Origin of the sequence: Corallococcus llansteffanensis (assembly GCF_003612055.1) — a bacterium.
GTDB classification, from domain to species: Bacteria; Myxococcota; Myxococcia; order Myxococcales; family Myxococcaceae; genus Corallococcus; species Corallococcus llansteffanensis.
In genome coordinates this window covers 1-17583 of record NZ_RAWB01000157.1, presented here as the reverse complement: position 1 = coordinate 17583, position 17583 = coordinate 1, and the positions used below count along the sequence as shown (strand labels likewise).

Sequence of the window (17583 nt, the reverse complement as noted above, 5' to 3'; positions counted from 1 at the left end):
ACGTCGGGCTCTGGCTCGCTGGATCCGAACATCGCCGGCTACCGCGACGCGCTCCGGGTGCTGGACCAGAACTGGGACACCTTCGACACGGCGGTGGGGGCGAAGGACGGGAAGCTGTCGATGTCGAACCTGGAGGCGTTGCTCGGCAGTCCGGCGGCGTCCCCCACGCTCAAGCGCGCCGCGCAGTTCTTCAAGGACAACCCGGAGTACTTCAACCGGCTGGAGATGGCGGCGGGCACCGGCAGCAAGGACGGGGTCGCGAGCCGTCAGGACGTGGGCGCGGAGCTGGCGGCGGTGGCGAAGCTGCCGGGCTCGTCCTCGACAGGTGGAAGCGGCCGGAGCACGGGCGGCACGCGGGCGCGGGACATCGTGGACAACCCGAACATGAGCATCGAGCAGAAGGTCCAGGCGCTGCTCATGGGCATCACCGAGGACACCGACGCGGAGCTGCTGGACGTGATGAACGAGATGGCCAGCGCGCGCGAGGAGCGTGCGGGGCTGGGCACCAGCGACCAGGACAAGGCGCGCGGCGCGAAGCTGGACACCAGCATGCAGGAGCTGGAGCTGCGCCTCCAGACGCTGATGGAGAAGCGCAAGGCCATGTTCGACCTGATGAGCAACATGTCGTCGAAGTTCAACGAGATGGCGAAGACGGCCATCTCCAACCTGCGCAGCGCGTGAGAGCCGCCATGGGACGCATCATCAAACACGAAGGCGGCGAGGGGCTGACGATGGAGACCGGAACGGCTCGCAGGTTGAAGGCGTTCGCGCGGGGGGAGACGACCTGGGCGGAGGTGGAGGGGATGACCTTCGAGGAGGCGAAGGCCATCGCGCAGGTGGGCTGCGACCTGGCGGCGGCGGGACGGATGGAGGAGGCGCGCATCCTGTTCGAGGGGCTCGTGGAGGGGAACCCGAAGGACTCGGCGGCGCACGCGGCGCTGGGCACCGTGTACCAGAAGCTCGGACGGGTTGAGGACGCGCTCACCGAGTACACGCACGCGCTGTCGGGTGATCCGCGCAACCCCGTGGCGCTGGCGGGCCGGGGGGAGCTGCACCTGCGCCGCGGAGAGCGTCAGGGCTTCACGGACATCGCCAACGCGGTGGAGGTGGATCCGCACGGAGAGACGTCCGCGGGGCGCCGCGCGCGGGCCCTGGTGAAGGCCATCACGCTGGTGGCGGTGGAGAAGCTGAAGGCGGACGCCCAGACGTAGCGGACGCACGGGATTTCAAGACGGATATGCCGCCGGACAGTTGGGGAGCGGTCCGGAGGCGGCTGCCGGAGGATGGGCCCGGATGGCGAGGGGGAGTGGAGTTGGGGGGCCCATTCGCCGGCAGCTTCTTGAAGCAGGTCAGGGTGCGTCGAGTGTGGCGAGCCGCTCACCGATGGGCGGATGGCTCATGCCCTTGAGGACGACCCAGCGGGGAGGCTCGGGGTCCATCTTGTTGACCCGGGCGGCCTTCACCAGCATGCGGCGGAAGGCGTCGCGGTCGCCGGTGAGGCGCAGGCCGTAGCGGTCCGCCTCGCGCTCGCGCTCGCGGGAGAAGGCCCCCGAGACGGGGTTCGCGAGGGCAATCAGGACGAAGACCAGGAGCGACACCAGGGGCAGGGTGCGGATGTCGCCGACGCGTTGGACGCCCCACCAGCCCTGGCGGGCGGCAAGGCGCAGCAGCTGGTCGATGAGGAAGAGCAGGGCGAGCAGCGCGAACGAGGAGGCGATGCGGCCGGGCCAGCGGGGCTCGCTGACATGGCCCGCCTCGTGCGCCACCGCGGCGAGCACCTCGTCCGTGGAGAGCTCCCGCACGATGACGTCGTTGAGGACGATGGTGCGCGTGGGTCCCTGGCCGGCGAAGTACGCCTGCACGCGCTTGGAGTCCACGGACGTCTTCTCCACCACCACGTCGGAGAAGGAGATGTCCGCCTTGCGCATCAGCGCGGTGATGCTCGAGCGCAGGGGCCCGTCGGGCAGGGGCGTCTGGTCGTAGTAGAGGCGGGCGCGGTACGGGTCCAACGCGGACGCCACCAGCATCAGCAGCGCCACGGGCACGCCCAGCACCCACCACCAGCGGCGCACGCGGCGGGCGAGGCCATACAGGCCGACGACGAGCGCGGTGAGGGCGAGCGCGTTCACGAACGTGCCCTTGAACCAGGCCCACGCGAAGGTGGCGGGGGTGAAGTTGGAGAGGCCGTGCCGGTGCTCCAGTACGTAGAAGAACCACACGTCCGCGGGGGCGTAGAGCAGCTGCGTGGCCAGGTCGATGAAGAGCGCGAAGAGGATGGCGGTGCCCCAGCCGCGCTCGCCCCACAGCCGGTCCATCGCGGCGAAGAAGGCACGGCTCACCGGGGCCGTGCGCAGGAAGCCGAACCTGCGCTCCAGGGCCGCCGCCGTCGCCGTGGCCCCCCGGTACACGGGCCGCACGAGCACCGCCAGCAGCAGCACGCTCAGTCCCAGCCGCACCAGCGGATCCACCGCCGCCCGGATGTAATAGGGCTGGTGGTAGGCGTGGATCTCGGCGAGCTGCTCGGGGGTGAAGAGCGGGTCCATGGGCGGTGGACCGCGAGGCTACGCCCGGAGGGGCCCCGTGCCCAGCCGGGGCCCGTCAGGGGCTCAGGGCTGGTGCGCGCCCGCGTTGGAGGCTGGCATGGTCACGGCAGGCCCTTCCGTCTCCGCGTCCGCGTCCGCGAGCAGCAGCGACTTCACCTTCTCCAGGCTCTCGCGCGTGCGGTCCACGAAGGCGTTCTGCGAGCCGATGCGTTCGGCCGCTTCCAGGGTGCGCTCGTAGATGTTGATGGACTTGGTGAGCAGCACGCGGATCTTCTTGCGCAGCTCCTGGCGGTAGACGCCCGCCTCCTCGGCGTTGAGCTCCGGGGGCGTGGGCGAGTTCACCATGTGCTCGTAGAGGTTCTCGTAGAGGGCGCCAATCTGTGCGCCCGCGGCGGTGGCCCAGTAGCCATTGCCCACGCGGATGGAGCGCAGGTAGTGGCCCTGCGCGGACAGGAGCAGCTCCGCCTTGTAGTTGAGGTCCTTTGCCAGCCCGTCGCTGCCCCGGCTGGCCTCCAGCTTCACCGCCTCGTAGTGCAGCCGGTAGATCTCCCCGACGAAGAAGTGCGCCTGCGCGGGGAAGTAGTCCTCCACCTCCGCCTTGTCCGGCAGGGCGTCGTAGGCGGTCAGCGCCTTGCGCAGCGTGGCCTCCGCGTCGTCGGTCTTGCCGGACTCCACCTGGCAGATGCCCTGTTGCACCTGGGCCTCGATGCGGCGGCCCGCGCTCAGGTCCTCGCGCGCCACGAGCGTGGCCAGCATCGCGGTGGCCTCGTCGTAGCGCTCCAGGTGGTAGAGCGTCTCCGCCACGCGGAAGGACGCGTCCAGCGCGTCGCCCTGGCCCTTCGCCGGCTCCGCGAGTTCGGAGAAGCGCCCGTAGGCGTCGTCCCACTCCTTGAGTCGCTGGTGCGCGAGCCCCGCGTTGTAGAGCGCCTGCCGGCGGTGCGGGCTGTTCGGGTGGAAGTCCACGAGTCGGCCGAAGTAGCGGGCCGCCTGCTTGAAGTCGTTGGCCGCGAAGGCGGAGGTGCCGCCCGCGAAGAGCTCCTCGTCGTTGAGGCGGTCCAATTCCAGGTCCGCCGTCACCGTCACGGGGTCGAACTCCACCACCTGCTTGTTCGGCGTCCCGTCCGGCTTCCCCGCCGTGCCCGTCGTGCGGCAGCCCGTGAGCCCCAGGCCCAGGCCCAGCACGCCCACCCACAGCCACTGCCGGGCGCCTCCGGTTGCATCCATCCGCTTCCTGCCGTCCATGCGCCTGCTCCCGTCCGGAACCCGTTCACCCCGGCCCTTCGACATCCCGGAGACCCGGTGGGTTCCCCGGGCTCGCCGGCCCGCCTTCGCGGTGGGCCAGTCTAATGCGGGGTGGACCCCCGCGCCCTGTCACCCGCAGTGGGGGAGGGCGCTCAGGCGAGGACGTCGTCGCCCAGCAGGTAGCGGCCGGTGTTCCACAGCGCGGTGAGGTCGTGCACGTCCAGCCCGAAGCGGGGCACCTGGATGAGGGGCGTACCCGGGCACGCCGCGCGCAGCTGCGCCATGCCCTCCAGGTCCTGCTGCGCCAGCACCTGCTGCTCGCGCAGCGTCTCCTCCACCTTCGCGCGGCGCGTGGGCGTCAGCGTGGCCGCGTCATTCCACAGCTCCGGCGTGGGCACCGGGTGCACGCGGTTCACCACGATGGCCGTCATCTCCATGCGGTTCTGCTTGAGCAGGCCGTGGAAGTGGATGGCCTCGTCCAGGCGCTCCGGGTTGGGGCTCGTCACCAGCACGAACCCCGTCGTCGGGTCCTCCAGCAGCTCGCGAACGCCGCGCGCGCGCTCGCGGAAGCCCTCGTTCATGGAGGAGAGCGTCACCATGAAGCTGGACAGCTCCTGGAGCATCTCCGTGCCGGTGAAGCGCGACAGCGCGCGCGTCACATAGCTGCCGCCCAGGTTGAAGAGGGACAGGCCCACCTTGCCCGCCCTCAGCGCGGGCGTGAGGAGCCACTTGGCCGCTTCGTTGTCCAGGAAGTCCAGCACCCGGTTGGGCGCGTCCAGGAAGTCCAGCGCGTGCGCGGTGGGCGGCGTGTCCAGCACCACCAGCTGGTAGTCGCTGCGCCGGCGCAGGTCCCAGACCTTCTCCATGGCGATGTATTCCTGGCTGCCCGCCAGGGCCGTGGAGAGGGACTGGTAGAAGCGGTTGGCGAAGATGCGCTCGCGCTGATCCGGCGGGGCCACGCGGGTGATGAGGTCGTCCCAGGTGGCCTTCATGTCCAGCATCATCGCGTGCAGCGCCGCCTTGGGGTGCACGCCCAGGGGCTCCAGCGCCGACGCGGGCACTTCGGCTTCCGTGTTGCCCAGGCCCGACAGGCCCAGCGAGTTGGCCAGGCGCTTCGCCGGGTCGATGGTGCACACGATGCTGGGGCGTCCATCCACCGCCGCGCGCAGCGCGAGCGTCGCCGCCACCGTCGTCTTGCCCACGCCTCCAGAGCCCACGCAGATGAGCACGCGCTTGTTCGCGAGCGCCGTTTGCAGCGCCGTCATGCTCCCGCGCCTCCCTTCACCAGCGATTCCAGATGCCCGAGCACCGTCTCCACCGCGTCCCGTCCGAAGCGCGGCACGAACAGCCGCGGCACCGTGTACACCGGCGCGTGGAGGTTGCGCTCCAGCTTCGTGCCCGCGAGCACCGCCTGCGACGCCCGGTCATGGTGCGCCTGCGCCACCCGGCGCAGCTCCGGCCGGTCCGCGAGCGCCTCCAGGTCCGCCTCCGTGAAGCGCTGCGGGAAGGCCTGGTTGAGCACCGCCGCGTGCGTGCGGATGTGCACCCGGTCGCGCAGCGCGCTGTGCAGCTCCAGCGCTTCGTTCACCGGCATCTCCTCCGGCAGCGCCACCAGCACCGCGGCCGTGACGGTGGGGTCCACCAGGAGGTCGCGCATCTTGAGGGCCTCGCGCGTCATGGGCCCCGGCGGCACCGTCTGCAGGAGCACCTGCGGCACGCTCAGGAAGGAGATGGCGTGGCCAGTGGCGGGCGCGTCCAGCACCAGCGTCTCGTACTTCCAGCGGCCGTCCGGCAGCTTCTCCTGGAGGTGGAAGAGGATCTTCCCCAGCAGCACCAGCTCCTGCAGCGACGGGATGAAGCGCAGGAAGTAGCGCACCAGCCGGTTCTCGAAGACCGTCTTGTAGAGGGTCTCGAAGCGCAGGACCATGAGGCCGTACTCGCGCATGGCTTCATGCGGGCGCACGTTCACGGCCCAGAGGTTCTCCTCCAGCTTCTTCACCTCCGGGCCTGCCTCGGGCAGCTCCAGGAAGCGGCTGACGCGCTCCTGCGTGTTCACCTCACACACCAGGGTGCGGCGCCCCGCGCGCACCGAGGCCAGGGCCAGCGCGGCGGCGATGGTGGTCTTTCCCACGCCCCCCTTGCCGGAGACGATCCAGAGACGTTTGTCGAGCAGTCCGGGCATAAGGGCGCGCGAACCGTAGGGATGGCCCCTGGGAGAGTCAACGAGAGTCCACAGCGGGAAACCGCCATTGTTCCCCTGCTTGACACGTCGCGTTGGCCCCTCCCAGAGTGCGGCGTCTTCTTCCAGACGTCCCGCCGCCCGCGACCGTGGTGGCAGGCGGGCCCGCACCTGAACGGTTCCCATCCATGCTCAAGAACAACCCGATGATGAAGAAGCTCGTGGAGACGGGCGAGGAGCGCGTCGGCAAGCTGGCGCAGCAGCTGCTCTCCAACGAGAAGTTCGTGGCGGCGGTGCAGTCGCTGGTGTCGCGCTCGCTCGCGGCCAAGGGGACGCTGGACACGGCGCTGCGCACGGCGCTGTCCGCGATGAACCTGCCGTCCACCGCGGACCTGGAGCAGCTGCGCTCCAAGGTGGATGACCTGGAGAAGCTGCTGTCGTCCGTCGAGGGCAAGGTGGACACGCTCGTGGCGAGCGCGACCGCGACGTCGACCTCGAAGAAGAAGTAGCGCAAGCGGGCCCTCCCCCATGCCCAGGCCCATGCGGCGCATCGCGTTCATCAACGAGAAGGGCGGCACCTGCAAGACGACGCTCGCGGTGAACACCGCCGCGTGGCTCGCGCTGAAGCAGGGCTGCCGCGTGTTGCTGATGGACCTGGACACGCAGGGCCACGCGGGCAAGTCGCTGGGGTTGGACGTGCGCACGCTGCCCCGGAACGTGTTCCACCTGCTCACGGACGCGGACGTGTCGCTTGCGTCCGTGGTGCAGCCGACGGGCGTATCCGGGCTGGACGTGGTGCCCGCGTACAAGGAGATGGCGGAGTTCCCGGTGGTGGTGGCGCAGGACCCCCGGCGCGCGCACCGGCTGGCGGACCGCATGCGGGAGGCGGAAGCGGCGGGCTACGACGTCGTCCTGTTCGACGCGCCGCCGTCCATGGGGCTCACCACGCGCAACATCCTGGTGGCGGCCACGGAGGTGGTGGTGCCGGTGGCGCTGACGTACCTGGCGCTGGACGGGTGCGCGGAGCTGGCGGAGACGGTGCGCCAGGTGGGCGAGTCCGAGGGACGCGCGGACCTGCGCGTCACCAAGGTGGTGCCCACGCTGTACCGCAAGACGGCGCTGGCGACGGCCATCCTGGAGCGCCTGCGGGCGTACTTCCCGGACGCGCTCGCGGCCACGCCGCTGGGCTACAGCGTCAAGGTGGACGAGGCCCAGAGCCACGGGAAGACGGTCTGGGAGTACGCGCCCCGCAGCCCGGGCGCGCGGATGCTCGCGGCCATCGCGGCGGAGATCCACGGCGGGCCCGCTCCGACGAAGCGGAAGCGGGCCCTGCCGAAGGTGGCCTGAAGCGACGCCCGGCGCGAAGGATGCGCGGGCGTCGCGGCCTCACCGGTGCTTCAGGAAGCGCTGGTGTCCTTCTTGTCGCCCTTCTCCACGGCGTCGAGCTTCTTCTCCAGCTCTTCCAGCCGCTGGGTGAGCGCCTGCATGTCGCGGCCCAGGGCGGGGAGGTTGCCGGTGAGGTTCTCCACGACGTGCTTCACGCGCTCGTCCATGCGGCGCTGGAAGTCCTCGAAGGCGCGCTGGCTGGCCTTGAGCAGCTCCGCCGGGTTGAGACCCGCGGTACCGGCCTCGGGCGTGGCCGCCGTGGTGGCGGGGGCCTCCGGAGCGGTCTCCGGGGAGCCGTCCTCGCGGCGCAGCAGCTTGTCCAGCCGCTGCTCGGCTTCCTCGCGGATGGAGGCCACGCGCGGCGTGACCTCCTTCTGGATGAACCCGGAGATGGACTCGCCAGGGTGGCGGATGATCTCCCGCAGCACCGACAGCGGCATCTGGTTCTTCTTCTTCTCCTCCTCGAAGATGATCTGCGCCAGGGTGACCGAGGTCAGGTCTTCCTTCGTGCGGTTATCGACAATCCGCACCTCGGTTCCCTCCTTGATCATCGCGGCGATTTCATCAAGGGTGACGTACCGGCTCTCCACGGTGTCGTAGAGTTTCCGGTTCGTGTAGCGCTTGATGATCTTCGGCTCCTTGCTGCTGGGAGCGCCTGCTTGCTCGGCCTCGCTCATGTCTGTCGTCTCCGACCCCGGCTGCGCCTTGGCATTTACTGGTTTACTACTTGAGTTCCAAAGGGGCGAACCTCGTATCAAAGGGGTCGGAAGCGAGCAAGTTGCGCGGGCCCGACTCGCCGTGTCCGCCCGCTGGGCCTATGCTCCGACTCCCCCCGGCCCGACCTCATGATCGTCCAGTGCGAACAGTGCCAGACGCGGTTCAAGATCCCCGACGAGAAGGTGACGGAAAAAGGGGTCAAGGTCCGCTGCACCAAATGTCAGAACACCTTCCGGGTCGCGCGTGAACCCACGCCCGCCCCGGCCGTTCTCCCGCCTGCCCCTGCTCCGGCCGGGCAGGTGGACCCGTTCCAGGCGTTCGGTGATGCCCCCGAGCCCGTAGGGGAGGTGACCCGTCCGGGCCCGGCCTACTACGCGCCCGGTGGCCCCGGTGCGCCCGGGGCGAAGCCGTCTCCGGCGAGGTCCTGGGGCGATGTGGATGTGGACATCGACGTGGATGACGCGCAGGCGGCTCCCGTCCGGCCCCCTGTCACGCCGCCCGCGGGCCGTGGGCCACTGACGCCGTTCGACGCGCCTGTGCCTCCCCCCGGGGTCGCCTCGCGACGTCCGACGGCGCCCGTGCCCCCTCCGGTGGACCTGAGCGGGTTGGACGCGGCCGACCCGTTCGCGGACTTCATGTCCGATGTGGGACCTTCGGCCGCGCCGGCCGTCCCCGTGCCTCCGCCGGCGGCTCCCCGGCCCGTGGCTCCGCCTCCGAAGGCCGTGGCCTCTCCGCCCAGGGCCTCCGTCACCGGGCTCAGGGCGGTGCCTCCCGGGGCCTTCGCGCCGCCCGCGGCCAAGGCGGCTCCTCCTGGAGCGTTCGCGGCGGGGCCTCCGGGCGCGCTTCGTCCCGGCGCTCCAGTTCCGCCTCCCGGCCCCGGTGCCTTCGCGGCCGGAGCTTCTTCCGCGCCTCCGGGGCTTGGTGCCTTCGCGGCGGGCCCTGCCTCTCCGCCTTCGGGGCCCGGTGCCTTCGCGGCGGGTCCTGCCTCTCCGCCTTCGGGGCCCGGTGCCTTCGCGGCGGGCCCTGCCTCTCCGCCCTCGGGGCCTGGGGCCTTCGCGGCAGGCCGTCCCGCGGCGCCCCCCTCTGCTCCTGGCGCGTTCGCGGCCGGACCTCCCGCGCCGCCCCGCGCCGCGCCTCCTCCGGCCGCGCGCCGTCCCTCGCCCGGTGCCATCGCGCCCGCGGTGCCCGGCGCCATCTCCGACACGCTCTTCGACTTCCCCCAGGACGCGCCTGCCGCCCCGGGGCCTGCTTCCCCACGCAACGCCGCCGTTCGGATGGAGCCCCCGCCGGGGCCCGCCGCGCCGTCGCCGTCCTTCGAGACCGACGACCCGTTCGCGTCCATCGACATGGCCGCGCCGTCCGCGGACCTGTCCGCCCCCACCCCCGAGGAGGCGCCGCCGTCCGCGCCGGGCTCGGATTCGCTGGGGGACCTGTTCGACCTCTCCGGCGGAGGCGCTTCGGGCGAGGAGGGGATGGTCCCCACGGATACCGGCCGCGCCGCGCTCCTGGGAGACGTGCCCGCCGAGGCGGACCCGGACGCGGACGCAGGGGGCATCTCGCTGCTGAAGGACGTGCCGGCATTCGACGACGCCGACCCCTTCAAGATCACCACGCCCCGCCGCGAGGTGGTGGACCTGGCCTCCATGCGCGGAGGGCCCGCCGTCACGGTGACGAAGCCCTCGGCCCGGCCGGAGGACGTGGGCATGCCCCAGCGCCGGCTGCCCGGCCGCGCGCGGAAGCTCACGGGGTTCGTCGTCAACCTCGCCGTCGCCACCGTGCTGGTGGTGGCCCTGGGCGCGCTGGGCACTGTGTACCTGCGCGAAGGGAAGGTCGACGCGTCCACCCTGTCCCCGGACCGGCTGCGCGCGCTGGTGATGCCGCCGCCCCAACCCTTCATCGCGAGCGACGTGTCCAACGGCCTGTACGCGACGCGCGACGGGCAGATGCTCTTCGTCGTGCGCGGGGAGGCGGTGAATCGCACCGGCACCGCCGCGTCCGTGCGCGTGCGCGCGGCCCTCTTCGAAGGCGACCAGCGGGTGCGCTCCTCCGAGGGGCTCGCGGGCGCGGTGGCCACGCCGGAGGACCTCTACGCCGTCACGAACCGCGAGGCCGCCACCGCGCTGCGCCAGCGCCTGGACGCCGCCGCCCTCCCGGTGCCTCCGGGCGGCAAGGTGCCCTTCCTCGTGGTGTTCCAGGAGTTTCCCGCGGACCTCGCCGGCTTCCGACTGGAGGTGACGCTGGAGCCCGCGCCCTCCGCGCCCACGGCGGACCGCACGGGAGGGTGAGCCGCCATGCCCACGCTGGATGAGGCCCGCGCGCTCGCGCGCAACCTTCACGCCCTGGGCGGAGGCGCCACGGTGCGCCGCAAGGCCGCCGCGCGCGAATTGGCCCGGCGCGAGCCGTTCGACACGAACGAGCTCATCGGCCACCTGCTGTCCCTGTCGAGGGCAGGGGAGGGCCCCGCTACCTGCGTGCTGTCGGACTTCATGGCGGCGCTGGACCAGGAGGCCGAGCACATCCCCCACGTGGACGCGCTCCGGCGCATGGCCCACGTGCAGTCGCTGGAGGCGGTGGCGGACCTCTTCGCCCAGGGGCCCGCGCGCAAGGAGCTGGACGCGGACGCCGCGGCCCGCGCGGACGCGCTCGCGGCCAACCAGTCCCTGGGCCACCTGAAGCAGCAGGCCCGCCTCACGCGCGACCCGGACGTGCTGTCGCGCCTGGCCACCGTCAGCAACCCGGCCGTGCTGCGCAACGTGCTGCTCAACCCCCGCCTCACCGAGCCGCTGGTGGTGCGCATCGCCGCGCGCCGGCCTGCCCGTCCGGAGCCGCTCGTCGAAATCTGGAAGACGCCGCGCTGGTCCGTGCGCCACGCGGTGCGCCGAGCGCTCGTCTTCAACCCGTACCTGCCGCCGGAGGTGGGCGCCAAGATCGTCCCGCTGCTCAACGCGTCGGACCTGCGGGAGCTGGTGGCGGACACAGGACTGCTCCCCGCGCTGAGGCAGCAGGCCGCGCGCCTGCTCCTGGCGCCCGCGCCCGGCAGTCCGCCCGGTCCGCTCGTCCTCCCGGGAGGGGAGGAGGTCTAGGAGCGGCGGTCCTTCGGAGGCTCGGTGAAGTCCGCGTCCGTGCTGCCCCGGCGGGACTGCGGCAGGGTCTTCACGTCGACCAGGTCCTGGCCGCGCGACGCCTTGCGGAACGAGTAGACAAACTTGCCCACCGCGTTGCCAAGCTGCCCCATCCGCGCGGCCGAGAAGACCACGAGCAGGATGAAGCCGAGGACGATGTATTCTCCGAGGCCCAGCATGCGCCGGACACTGCAATAAACCCTCCCGGGAGGCAAGCCGGGCTGCGTCCACCCCTGGACGCCCGCCCGTCCGCGACGCTGCCCCGGGGCCCGCTTCCGTCGCAGACTGCGCCCCCCATGCTCCTGCTCGCTCACCGTGGTGCCAGCGCCGATGCCCCCGAAAACACCCTGGAGGCCTTCACGGAGGCCGTGCGCCAGGGCGCCGACGGCGTGGAGCTGGACGCCATGGCGTGCGGCTCCGGCGAGGTGGTGGTGTGCCACGACGAGCGCATGGAGCGCCTGGCGGGACAGCCCTGGGAGGTGCGCACCACGCCGTGGTGGAAGCTCTCCCGCGCGGACGTGGGCACGTCCCTGGGGTTCGCCCCCGCGCGCATCCCGCTGCTGGAGGACGTGCTGGACGCGCTGCCCGCGCACTTCCTGGTCAACATCGAGCTCAAGTGCGACCGCGTGGACGACGGGGGGCTCGTCGCGAGCGTGGCCCGCATGGTGCGCGAGCGGGACCTCGCCGGGCGGGTGGTGCTGTCCAGCTTCAACCCGCTGTGCCTCTTCCGGCTGGCGGCGCTGGCCCCCACGCTGCGCCGGGGCTTCCTCATCGACCCGGACAAGGCCTGGGCGCCGCAGGCGTACGTGGTGAGCCCGCTGGTGTCCTCGCACTCGGTGCACCCCTTCCACGAGGCGTGCACACCGGAGCGGGTGGCCGCGTGGCAGGAAGCGGGGCTGCGCGTGGCGGCGTGGACGGTGGATGACCCCCGGCGCGCCCGGGCCCTGCGCGAGCTGGGGGTGTCCTACCTCATCACCAACCGTCCGGGACGCGTGCGCGAGGCCCTGGCCTAGAAGTCCAGGCCCAGCGTGGTGTTGAAGGCGACGACGGAGGGCAGGTCGCGGCTCTCCGCGCCCGTCACGTCGAAGCTGCCCAGGTTGGTGATGGAGACCTCGGCGCCCAGCTGTAGCGCGCCGCCGATGAAGCGCCCGCCCAGGTAGAAGCGCGGGGTGAGGTTGTCGCCCGCGGACACCCGGGAGTACGGGCCCGTGTTGATCAGCGCGTCCCGCGACTGGTTGCCCGCCGCGTCTTCCGGCGTGCGGCCGGGGTCGAAGTCCAGCGTGCGCGACGTGGCGCTGACGAAGTTGAGGTCCAGGCCGCCGTAGGGCGTGAGCGTCACCATGCCGCCCAGGGGGAACTGCTTGCCCACGCCGATGTCCAGGCCCGTGGTGGTGAGGTCCAGGTCGTGCGCGCCGAACAGCTTCGTCACGTGCAGGCGCAGGCCCACGTCCGGCAGGTACGTGAAGCCCTCGTTGACGGCCCACTTCAGCTCGCCCGTGGCCGTCACCATGCTGCTCTTCTCCACCCAGCCCACGCGCCCGCCCAGCTCCAGCGAGAAGGGCAGGCCCTTGCGCACGTGGAGGGAGGGCACCAGCACGGAGCCCGGCTGGGCCTTCTCCGTGGGCAGCGCCACGCTCTCCGGCAGCGACACCACGGACAGCTCCGCGTTGAACGCGTAGCCCGAGTGGCCCGTCGTGCGGGGGGGCATCAGGTTCGCGGACGTCATCACCGCGCCGAACGTGCGCGCGAAGGCGCGGAAGTCCGCGCTCGCCTGCGCGAACTGCTCCGAGCTGATGACCGCGCTGTCGCCGCGACGGTCGACGCCGAACCGGGCAATCGACAGGTCGTTGTCATCCGCGTGGGCAGCGGCCCCGCACAGCGCCGTCGCGAGGACCAGCCACCGACTGAACGTCCGCATTGGGGATTCACGCCTCCGGGACGCATGCCGGTCAAGCGGGCGCCCACCTGCGCGGACCCTAAATCGGCCTTCGGTGAAGCGTCAACAAAACGGGCGGCCCTCCTCCAAGAAGGCTCCCTTCCGGCGTGGAAGGGAGTCCCTGGAAGCAGGCCGCCCGTGGTTCAGGCGTCACATCTCAGGCGCCTGGGGTCTACCTACTGCTGGCGCGGCTTCACCGGCGTGGTGGCCGCGGCGGCGGGCGTCGTCACCTTCTGGGCCACCTCCGCCGGGCGGCGGCGGATGACCAGGGTGCGGCGGCTGGCGAACTCGGTGCTCTCGCGCGCCACCACCAGCACGTTGTTGTTGCCTTCCTTCAGGTTGAAGTCCGCGGTGAACTTCAGAGTGTTGGGCTCGCCGCCCTTGGGGTCCACGGCCTTGAAGTAGACCTTCTGGTCGTTGACCAGCACGTAGACGTCCAGCAGGCCGTTGGGGTCCTTCACCGCGCCGGAGAGGGTGAACTTGTCGCCGTTCACCACCATGCCGCCGTGCGACGGATCCACGTCCAGCTTGATGTCCGGCGGCTGGTGCGTGGTGTTCCACGCCACCGTCTTGGGCGCCACGGCCTTGCCGGACTTCACCTCACGCGCGTCCTGCGTGCGCACGAAGGCGAAGCGGTCCTTCTCCAGCGCGACCTTGTAGAAGCCCTTGGTGGTGCCCTCCAGGGTGAGCGTCGCGCCCTGGGGCAGCTTCGCCACCGGGCGGGCGTCGGCGACGGGCGAGCCGTACAGCTCCGCCTTGTCCGACAGCTTCACCAGGCCCTTCTTCGCCTCCACCGTCGCGACGGGGCCGTCCTTCACGGGCAGCTGGAGCTTCTCCAGGACGAACTCCTCCAGGGGCTCGTCGAGGATGGCCAGCTTCAGCGGGAAGGTGTCGCCCTTGAAGCCCTTCTTGAGCGCCACCTGGAAGCGCGCCGTCTTCGTCTCGCCGGGCTTGATCTCCCCCAGCTTGAAGCGGCCCTTCTCGATGAAGACGTTCGCGTCGCCGCCGTTCTTGATCTGCGCGAACGAGTCCAGCGCCGCGCCCACGCCCGTGTTGGTGACGTCCATCACCACGCTGACGCTCTCACCGCGCTGCACGACGCCGTCGCCGTTGCACTCGGCGCAGTCATCCACCACCTGCCAGTTGAAGGCGAAGGTGGGGCGGGGCAGCTCCACGAACGACAGCTCCGACACGAGCGTCTCACGCAGGGCGCCGTTGTCGTCGAACAGCTTCACCTTCACGTCGTCGCGGCGGCTGGTGAGGTCCTTGGGCAGGCGCACCTGCACCTTCCAGGACTTCTTCTCCCCCGGCCCGATGGCGCCGAAGAGGAACTCGCGGCGGTCGAGGAACGCGTTGTCGCTCTCCGTCCACCCGCGCACGCGCTTGAGGGGCTCCGTGCCCTTGTTCTCCACGTGGATGACCATGTCCAGCGCTTCACCGGCGGCGATCTTCGCGTCGTTGCCCGGCGCGAAGCTGGCGTCCAGCTGCACGTTCTTCGGCGTCGGGCCCGGGCTCCAGTCCACCCCCAGCGCCGCGATGGCGTTGTTGATGCGCTGCTCCTCTTCGCTGCGCTTCTGCTCCACGAAGGCCTTGCCCTGCTTGAGCTGCTCGGTGCGCTTCACCGCCGGCACGCGCAGCACGAAGTCGCGGGCGAACTGCACCTCGAAGTCCTCCTTGATCTCCTCCTGGGACTCCGCGTCCAGCTGGTCGTCCAGGTCCTCGCCCTGGCCGGCCACGTCTACGTCGAGCAGCGGATCATTCTCCCCGTGCTCCTTCTTGTCCTTGCCGGTGCCCTTGGCCGCGACCTTCTCCTTGGGCTCTTCCTTCTTGGCGGCGGCCTGGGCGGCCTTCTCGTCCACCTTCAGGTACTTGAGGCTGGTGCCCGGCTTCTCGCGGTCCAGCACCTCCTCGCGCTTCTTGGCGACGGTGGTGGAGTCCGGGTTGCCGAAGTGCTGATCCAGGTCCGCCTCGCCCATGGACTTGCGGGGCGCGAACACGTCCACCCGCTCCGCGGTGACGCGCGTGGGCACGAGCTGGATGTCCGGCACGATGCCGACCTCCTGGATGGAGACGTCACCGGGCGTGAGGTACTTGGCGATGGTCAGCTTGAGCGCGCTGTCGTCCGGGAAGTCGTAGAGCACCTGCACGCTGCCCTTGCCGAACGTCTGGCGCCCGATGATGACCGCGCGGTCCAGGTTCTTGAGCGCGCCCGCGACGATCTCCGACGCGGAGGCGCTGCCGGCGTTCACCAGCACCGCGATGGGGTAGGACTCCTCGCCCTCGGTGGGACGCGCGCGCTTCTCCTCGCGCAGCTTGTCGGACAGGCCCACCGTCGCGACGAGGGTGCCCTTGGACAGGAACGTGTCCGACACCTGGATGGCCTGCTCCAGGAGGCCGCCCGGGTTTCCGCGCAGGTCCAGCACCAGGCCCTTGAAGCCGCCCTTGGCGTCCGCCTGCTTGCGCATCTCCGTCAGCGCGGACTCCAGGTCGCGGGTGGTGTTGCCCTGGAAGTTCTTGAGGCGCACGTAGCCCACGCCGCCCGCGAGCAGCTTGTGCTGCACGCTCTCGATCGAGATCATCGCGCGCGCGACCGTCATCGGGCGGGGCTTGTCCCAGCCGTCGCGCTCCACGGTGATGGTGATGCGGCTGTCCACCGGGCCGCGCAGCTTGGACACGGCCTCGTTGAGGTCCATGTTGACGGTGGACTCCTCGCCAATCTTCTTGATGCGGTCGTCCTTCTGGATGCCGGCGCGCGCCGCGGGCGTCTTGGGCAGCACCTTCACCACGGTGAGGTTGCCCTCCTTCATCTGGATGACGAAGCCCAGGCCGCCGAACTCACCCTTGGTGGACAGCTTCATCTCCCGGTACAGCTCCGGGCGCAGCAGCACCGAGTGCGGATCCAACGTGGAGAGCATGCCGTTGACGGCCGCGTACTCGATGTCGCGCGTCTCCTCGATGGGACGCATGTTCTTCGACAGGAAGTCGAAGACGTCCTTGAGCGCGAAGGACATCTTCCACAGGGAGTCGACGTGGGAGATGTCGAACTCCTTCTGCTTGCCGTTCACGTTGACGTTGAGGCGCCCCGTCTCCGGGTTGCCGTCCACGAGCACGTCCGGGACGCTCTTCTCCACGTACTCCAGGGAGGCGATCATCATCTCCTTGGGCTTCACCCGCTTGGGGTCGACGTAGTTCTCCTTCACGTAGAGGATGACCTTCGTCAGCACGCGCAGGCTGTTGAGGTCATGCGGGGCCTTCTCGCTCTTGCTGGCGGACGGCAGGGCGCCGTCCCAGGTGTCCTGCCCCGCCTCCGCCGCTCCCAGGGTGAGCGGGAGGGGAGCGCGGTCACTGCCGGCGAAGGCCCAGGCTCCCAACAGAACGGCGACGGCGGTGATGCGGCGGAAGATACGCGGCATGCGGTTCATCCAAGCTGGGGCACGAGGGGTGCCCCGGGGTGAAGCGTGAAAAGCCCTGTGAATCCGAACGGTTCGACGCGAGCCAGGGTCCTGGTAGCGGCCGGGCAAGCCTAATCACGGCTTCCAGGTGCTTCAAGGCGTGGCCTTGTCACTAGCGTCCGAGAACGTCTGCCGCAGGCAATGCGTTCCCGGTGCCCCCTGGGGGTACGGACACCCGGCCGCCCCGTTTATTTCGTGCGGCCCGGCGTCCCCAGCGTTCCCTGGCTGGCGATCGCATCCGGAGGCGGGGGCAGGTTCCCCGCGGCGCGCAGGCCCCGGTACAGCAGGGTGCCCCCGATGATGGCCACCGGGAGGAAGAAGGTGTTGAGGATGGGCACCCAGAGCAGCACGTAGACGCCCGCGCCGAAGCCCAGGCAGAGGGCCCGGCGCTCGCGCAACATGCGGCGCACCTCCGCGAAGGGGTAGAGGTGGCGTGTCATGGGGGCGGCCAGGTGTTCAGCGGCCATCCACAGCATGGTCCACAGGCTGGCCAGCACCGTGAACAGGACACTGCCGATGCCGGGCACCGCGTTGAGGGGCAGGAGCACCGCCAGCCCCAAGAGCAGCAGGGCCAGCCGGGCGAGCGTGTGCAACAGCCCTGTCGTCAGCCCGCGCAGGAACGAGGCGGACGACAGGGCGGTGTTGGGGCCGTCACACTCGGACTCGGTGGCCTCCGACAGGGGGTCCTGCAGCGGGGTCACCAGCAGGGGCGGCACCACGTTGGCGCCCACCACCCAGGCGACCAGGGCAGCCAGGACGAGCGCGGTGTACCAGCCGGCGCGGCCGTACCAGGACACGGGCCGGGGCCAGAGGGATTCCAGCAGGCCGGGGGCGTAGCGGTAGAGGAGGATGCCCAGCCCCACCAGGGCGACGGCGGTGAGGACCGCGCACAGGCTGGAGAGCAGGAGGAGCCGGCGGGAGCGGAAGAGCAGCCGGAAGGCGCGGCCGAGCATCCCCATGCCCTGGAAGAAATCCGACAGACGGGGCTGGGGGGATAGGACGGGGA

Annotated in this window: 15 protein-coding genes and 2 pseudogenes; 8 read left to right on the top strand and 9 right to left on the bottom strand. The window is 70.8% G+C overall.

Annotated elements, in window-relative coordinates:
- Positions 1 to 681, top strand: a pseudogene (locus D7V93_RS16840) (hypothetical protein); the annotation flags it as partial.
- Positions 682 to 689: 8 nt separating this feature from the next.
- Positions 690 to 1211: a tetratricopeptide repeat protein gene (locus tag D7V93_RS16835; RefSeq protein WP_120644391.1), complete on the top strand. Its 522-nt coding sequence runs from the start codon at positions 690 to 692 to the stop codon at positions 1209 to 1211.
- Positions 1212 to 1349: 138 nt separating this feature from the next.
- Here the strand turns inward: D7V93_RS16835 and D7V93_RS16830 are convergent, their stop codons facing one another.
- The 4 genes from D7V93_RS16830 to D7V93_RS16815 form a co-directional block, all read right to left on the bottom strand.
- On the bottom strand, positions 1350 to 2543 hold the full coding sequence (locus D7V93_RS16830) for a M48 family metalloprotease (RefSeq protein WP_120644390.1): 1194 nt from the start codon (positions 2541 to 2543) through the stop codon (positions 1350 to 1352).
- Between the two features lie 63 nt (positions 2544 to 2606).
- Entirely contained in the window at positions 2607 to 3785 is a 1179-nt protein-coding gene (locus tag D7V93_RS16825) for a tetratricopeptide repeat protein (RefSeq protein ID WP_120644389.1), read from the bottom strand.
- Positions 3786 to 3937: 152 nt separating this feature from the next.
- The gene (locus tag D7V93_RS16820; RefSeq protein WP_120644388.1) at positions 3938 to 5050 is read right to left on the bottom strand and encodes an ArsA family ATPase; all 1113 of its coding nucleotides are present in this window, start codon (positions 5048 to 5050) and stop codon (positions 3938 to 3940) included.
- Positions 5047 to 5967 carry an ArsA family ATPase gene (locus D7V93_RS16815; RefSeq protein ID WP_120644387.1) on the bottom strand — a complete coding sequence of 307 codons (921 nt, stop codon included), beginning with the start codon at positions 5965 to 5967 and terminating at the stop codon, positions 5047 to 5049. Before D7V93_RS16815 ends, D7V93_RS16820 begins: the two co-directional genes overlap by 4 nt.
- Before the next feature lie 185 nt (positions 5968 to 6152).
- Here D7V93_RS16815 and D7V93_RS16810 point away from each other — a divergent pair, with 185 nt between their 5' ends.
- Positions 6153 to 6473, top strand: coding sequence for a hypothetical protein (locus D7V93_RS16810; protein ID WP_120644386.1), 321 nt, complete (start codon positions 6153 to 6155; stop codon positions 6471 to 6473).
- Between the two features lie 31 nt (positions 6474 to 6504).
- Positions 6505 to 7311, top strand: coding sequence for a ParA family protein (locus tag D7V93_RS16805; protein WP_120644385.1), 807 nt, complete (start codon positions 6505 to 6507; stop codon positions 7309 to 7311).
- 50 nt (positions 7312 to 7361) lie between these two features.
- Here D7V93_RS16805 and D7V93_RS16800 read toward each other — a convergent pair whose 3' ends face one another.
- Entirely contained in the window at positions 7362 to 8027 is a 666-nt protein-coding gene (locus D7V93_RS16800; RefSeq protein WP_120644384.1) for a polyhydroxyalkanoate synthesis regulator DNA-binding domain-containing protein, read from the bottom strand.
- A 168-nt stretch (positions 8028 to 8195) separates the two neighbouring features.
- Here D7V93_RS16800 and D7V93_RS47360 point away from each other — a divergent pair.
- From D7V93_RS47360 to D7V93_RS16790, 3 genes and pseudogenes are all read left to right on the top strand, one after another.
- Positions 8196 to 8294: pseudogene (locus tag D7V93_RS47360) on the top strand (zinc-ribbon domain-containing protein); the annotation flags it as partial.
- 954 nt (positions 8295 to 9248) lie between these two features.
- The gene (locus D7V93_RS46640; RefSeq protein ID WP_244237350.1) at positions 9249 to 10352 is read left to right on the top strand and encodes a DUF3426 domain-containing protein; all 1104 of its coding nucleotides are present in this window, start codon (positions 9249 to 9251) and stop codon (positions 10350 to 10352) included.
- Positions 10353 to 10358: 6 nt separating this feature from the next.
- Complete coding sequence (locus tag D7V93_RS16790; protein ID WP_120644382.1) at positions 10359 to 11150, top strand: hypothetical protein; 792 nt, start codon at positions 10359 to 10361, stop codon at positions 11148 to 11150.
- Here the strand turns inward: D7V93_RS16790 and D7V93_RS16785 are convergent.
- Positions 11147 to 11368 carry a twin-arginine translocase TatA/TatE family subunit gene (locus D7V93_RS16785; RefSeq protein ID WP_120615027.1) on the bottom strand — a complete coding sequence of 74 codons (222 nt, stop codon included), beginning with the start codon at positions 11366 to 11368 and terminating at the stop codon, positions 11147 to 11149. The genes D7V93_RS16790 and D7V93_RS16785 overlap by 4 nt on opposite strands.
- Positions 11369 to 11485: 117 nt before the next feature.
- Between D7V93_RS16785 and D7V93_RS16780 the strand changes: the two genes are divergently transcribed.
- The gene (locus D7V93_RS16780) at positions 11486 to 12202 is read left to right on the top strand and encodes a glycerophosphodiester phosphodiesterase (RefSeq protein ID WP_120644381.1); all 717 of its coding nucleotides are present in this window, start codon (positions 11486 to 11488) and stop codon (positions 12200 to 12202) included.
- On the opposite strand, the gene D7V93_RS16775 is transcribed toward D7V93_RS16780, so the two are convergent.
- From D7V93_RS16775 to D7V93_RS16765, 3 genes are all read right to left on the bottom strand, one after another.
- Positions 12199 to 13107, bottom strand: a complete 909-nt coding sequence (locus D7V93_RS16775; RefSeq protein ID WP_120644380.1) for a hypothetical protein — start codon at positions 13105 to 13107, stop codon at positions 12199 to 12201. The genes D7V93_RS16780 and D7V93_RS16775 overlap by 4 nt on opposite strands.
- A 194-nt stretch (positions 13108 to 13301) precedes the next feature.
- Positions 13302 to 16547, bottom strand: a complete 3246-nt coding sequence (locus D7V93_RS16770; protein WP_120644379.1) for an MXAN_5808 family serine peptidase — start codon at positions 16545 to 16547, stop codon at positions 13302 to 13304.
- A gap of 218 nt (positions 16548 to 16765) precedes the next feature.
- Positions 16766 to 17583: EI24 domain-containing protein (locus D7V93_RS16765; RefSeq protein ID WP_244237349.1), on the bottom strand; the 818-nt coding region annotated here is incomplete at its 5' end.

What these genes read in the sequence shown, in the direction of transcription:
- D7V93_RS16805 (WP_120644385.1), top strand. Translation starts at nt 6,505, where the DNA reads ATGCGGCGCATCGCGTTCATCAACGAGAAGGGCGGCACCTGCAAGACG.
- D7V93_RS16775 (WP_120644380.1), bottom strand. Translation starts at nt 13,107, where the DNA reads ATGCGGACGTTCAGTCGGTGGCTGGTCCTCGCGACGGCGCTGTGCGGG.
- D7V93_RS16780 (WP_120644381.1), top strand. Translation starts at nt 11,486, where the DNA reads ATGCTCCTGCTCGCTCACCGTGGTGCCAGCGCCGATGCCCCCGAAAAC.
- D7V93_RS16815 (WP_120644387.1), bottom strand. Translation starts at nt 5,967, where the DNA reads ATGCCCGGACTGCTCGACAAACGTCTCTGGATCGTCTCCGGCAAGGGG.
- D7V93_RS16835 (WP_120644391.1), top strand. Translation starts at nt 690, where the DNA reads ATGGGACGCATCATCAAACACGAAGGCGGCGAGGGGCTGACGATGGAG.
- D7V93_RS16810 (WP_120644386.1), top strand. Translation starts at nt 6,153, where the DNA reads ATGCTCAAGAACAACCCGATGATGAAGAAGCTCGTGGAGACGGGCGAG.
- D7V93_RS16830 (WP_120644390.1), bottom strand. Translation starts at nt 2,543, where the DNA reads ATGGACCCGCTCTTCACCCCCGAGCAGCTCGCCGAGATCCACGCCTAC.
- D7V93_RS16800 (WP_120644384.1), bottom strand. Translation starts at nt 8,027, where the DNA reads ATGAGCGAGGCCGAGCAAGCAGGCGCTCCCAGCAGCAAGGAGCCGAAG.
- D7V93_RS16790 (WP_120644382.1), top strand. Translation starts at nt 10,359, where the DNA reads ATGCCCACGCTGGATGAGGCCCGCGCGCTCGCGCGCAACCTTCACGCC.
- D7V93_RS16825 (WP_120644389.1), bottom strand. Translation starts at nt 3,785, where the DNA reads ATGGACGGCAGGAAGCGGATGGATGCAACCGGAGGCGCCCGGCAGTGG.
- D7V93_RS16770 (WP_120644379.1), bottom strand. Translation starts at nt 16,547, where the DNA reads ATGAACCGCATGCCGCGTATCTTCCGCCGCATCACCGCCGTCGCCGTT.
- D7V93_RS16820 (WP_120644388.1), bottom strand. Translation starts at nt 5,050, where the DNA reads ATGACGGCGCTGCAAACGGCGCTCGCGAACAAGCGCGTGCTCATCTGC.
- D7V93_RS16785 (WP_120615027.1), bottom strand. Translation starts at nt 11,368, where the DNA reads ATGCTGGGCCTCGGAGAATACATCGTCCTCGGCTTCATCCTGCTCGTG.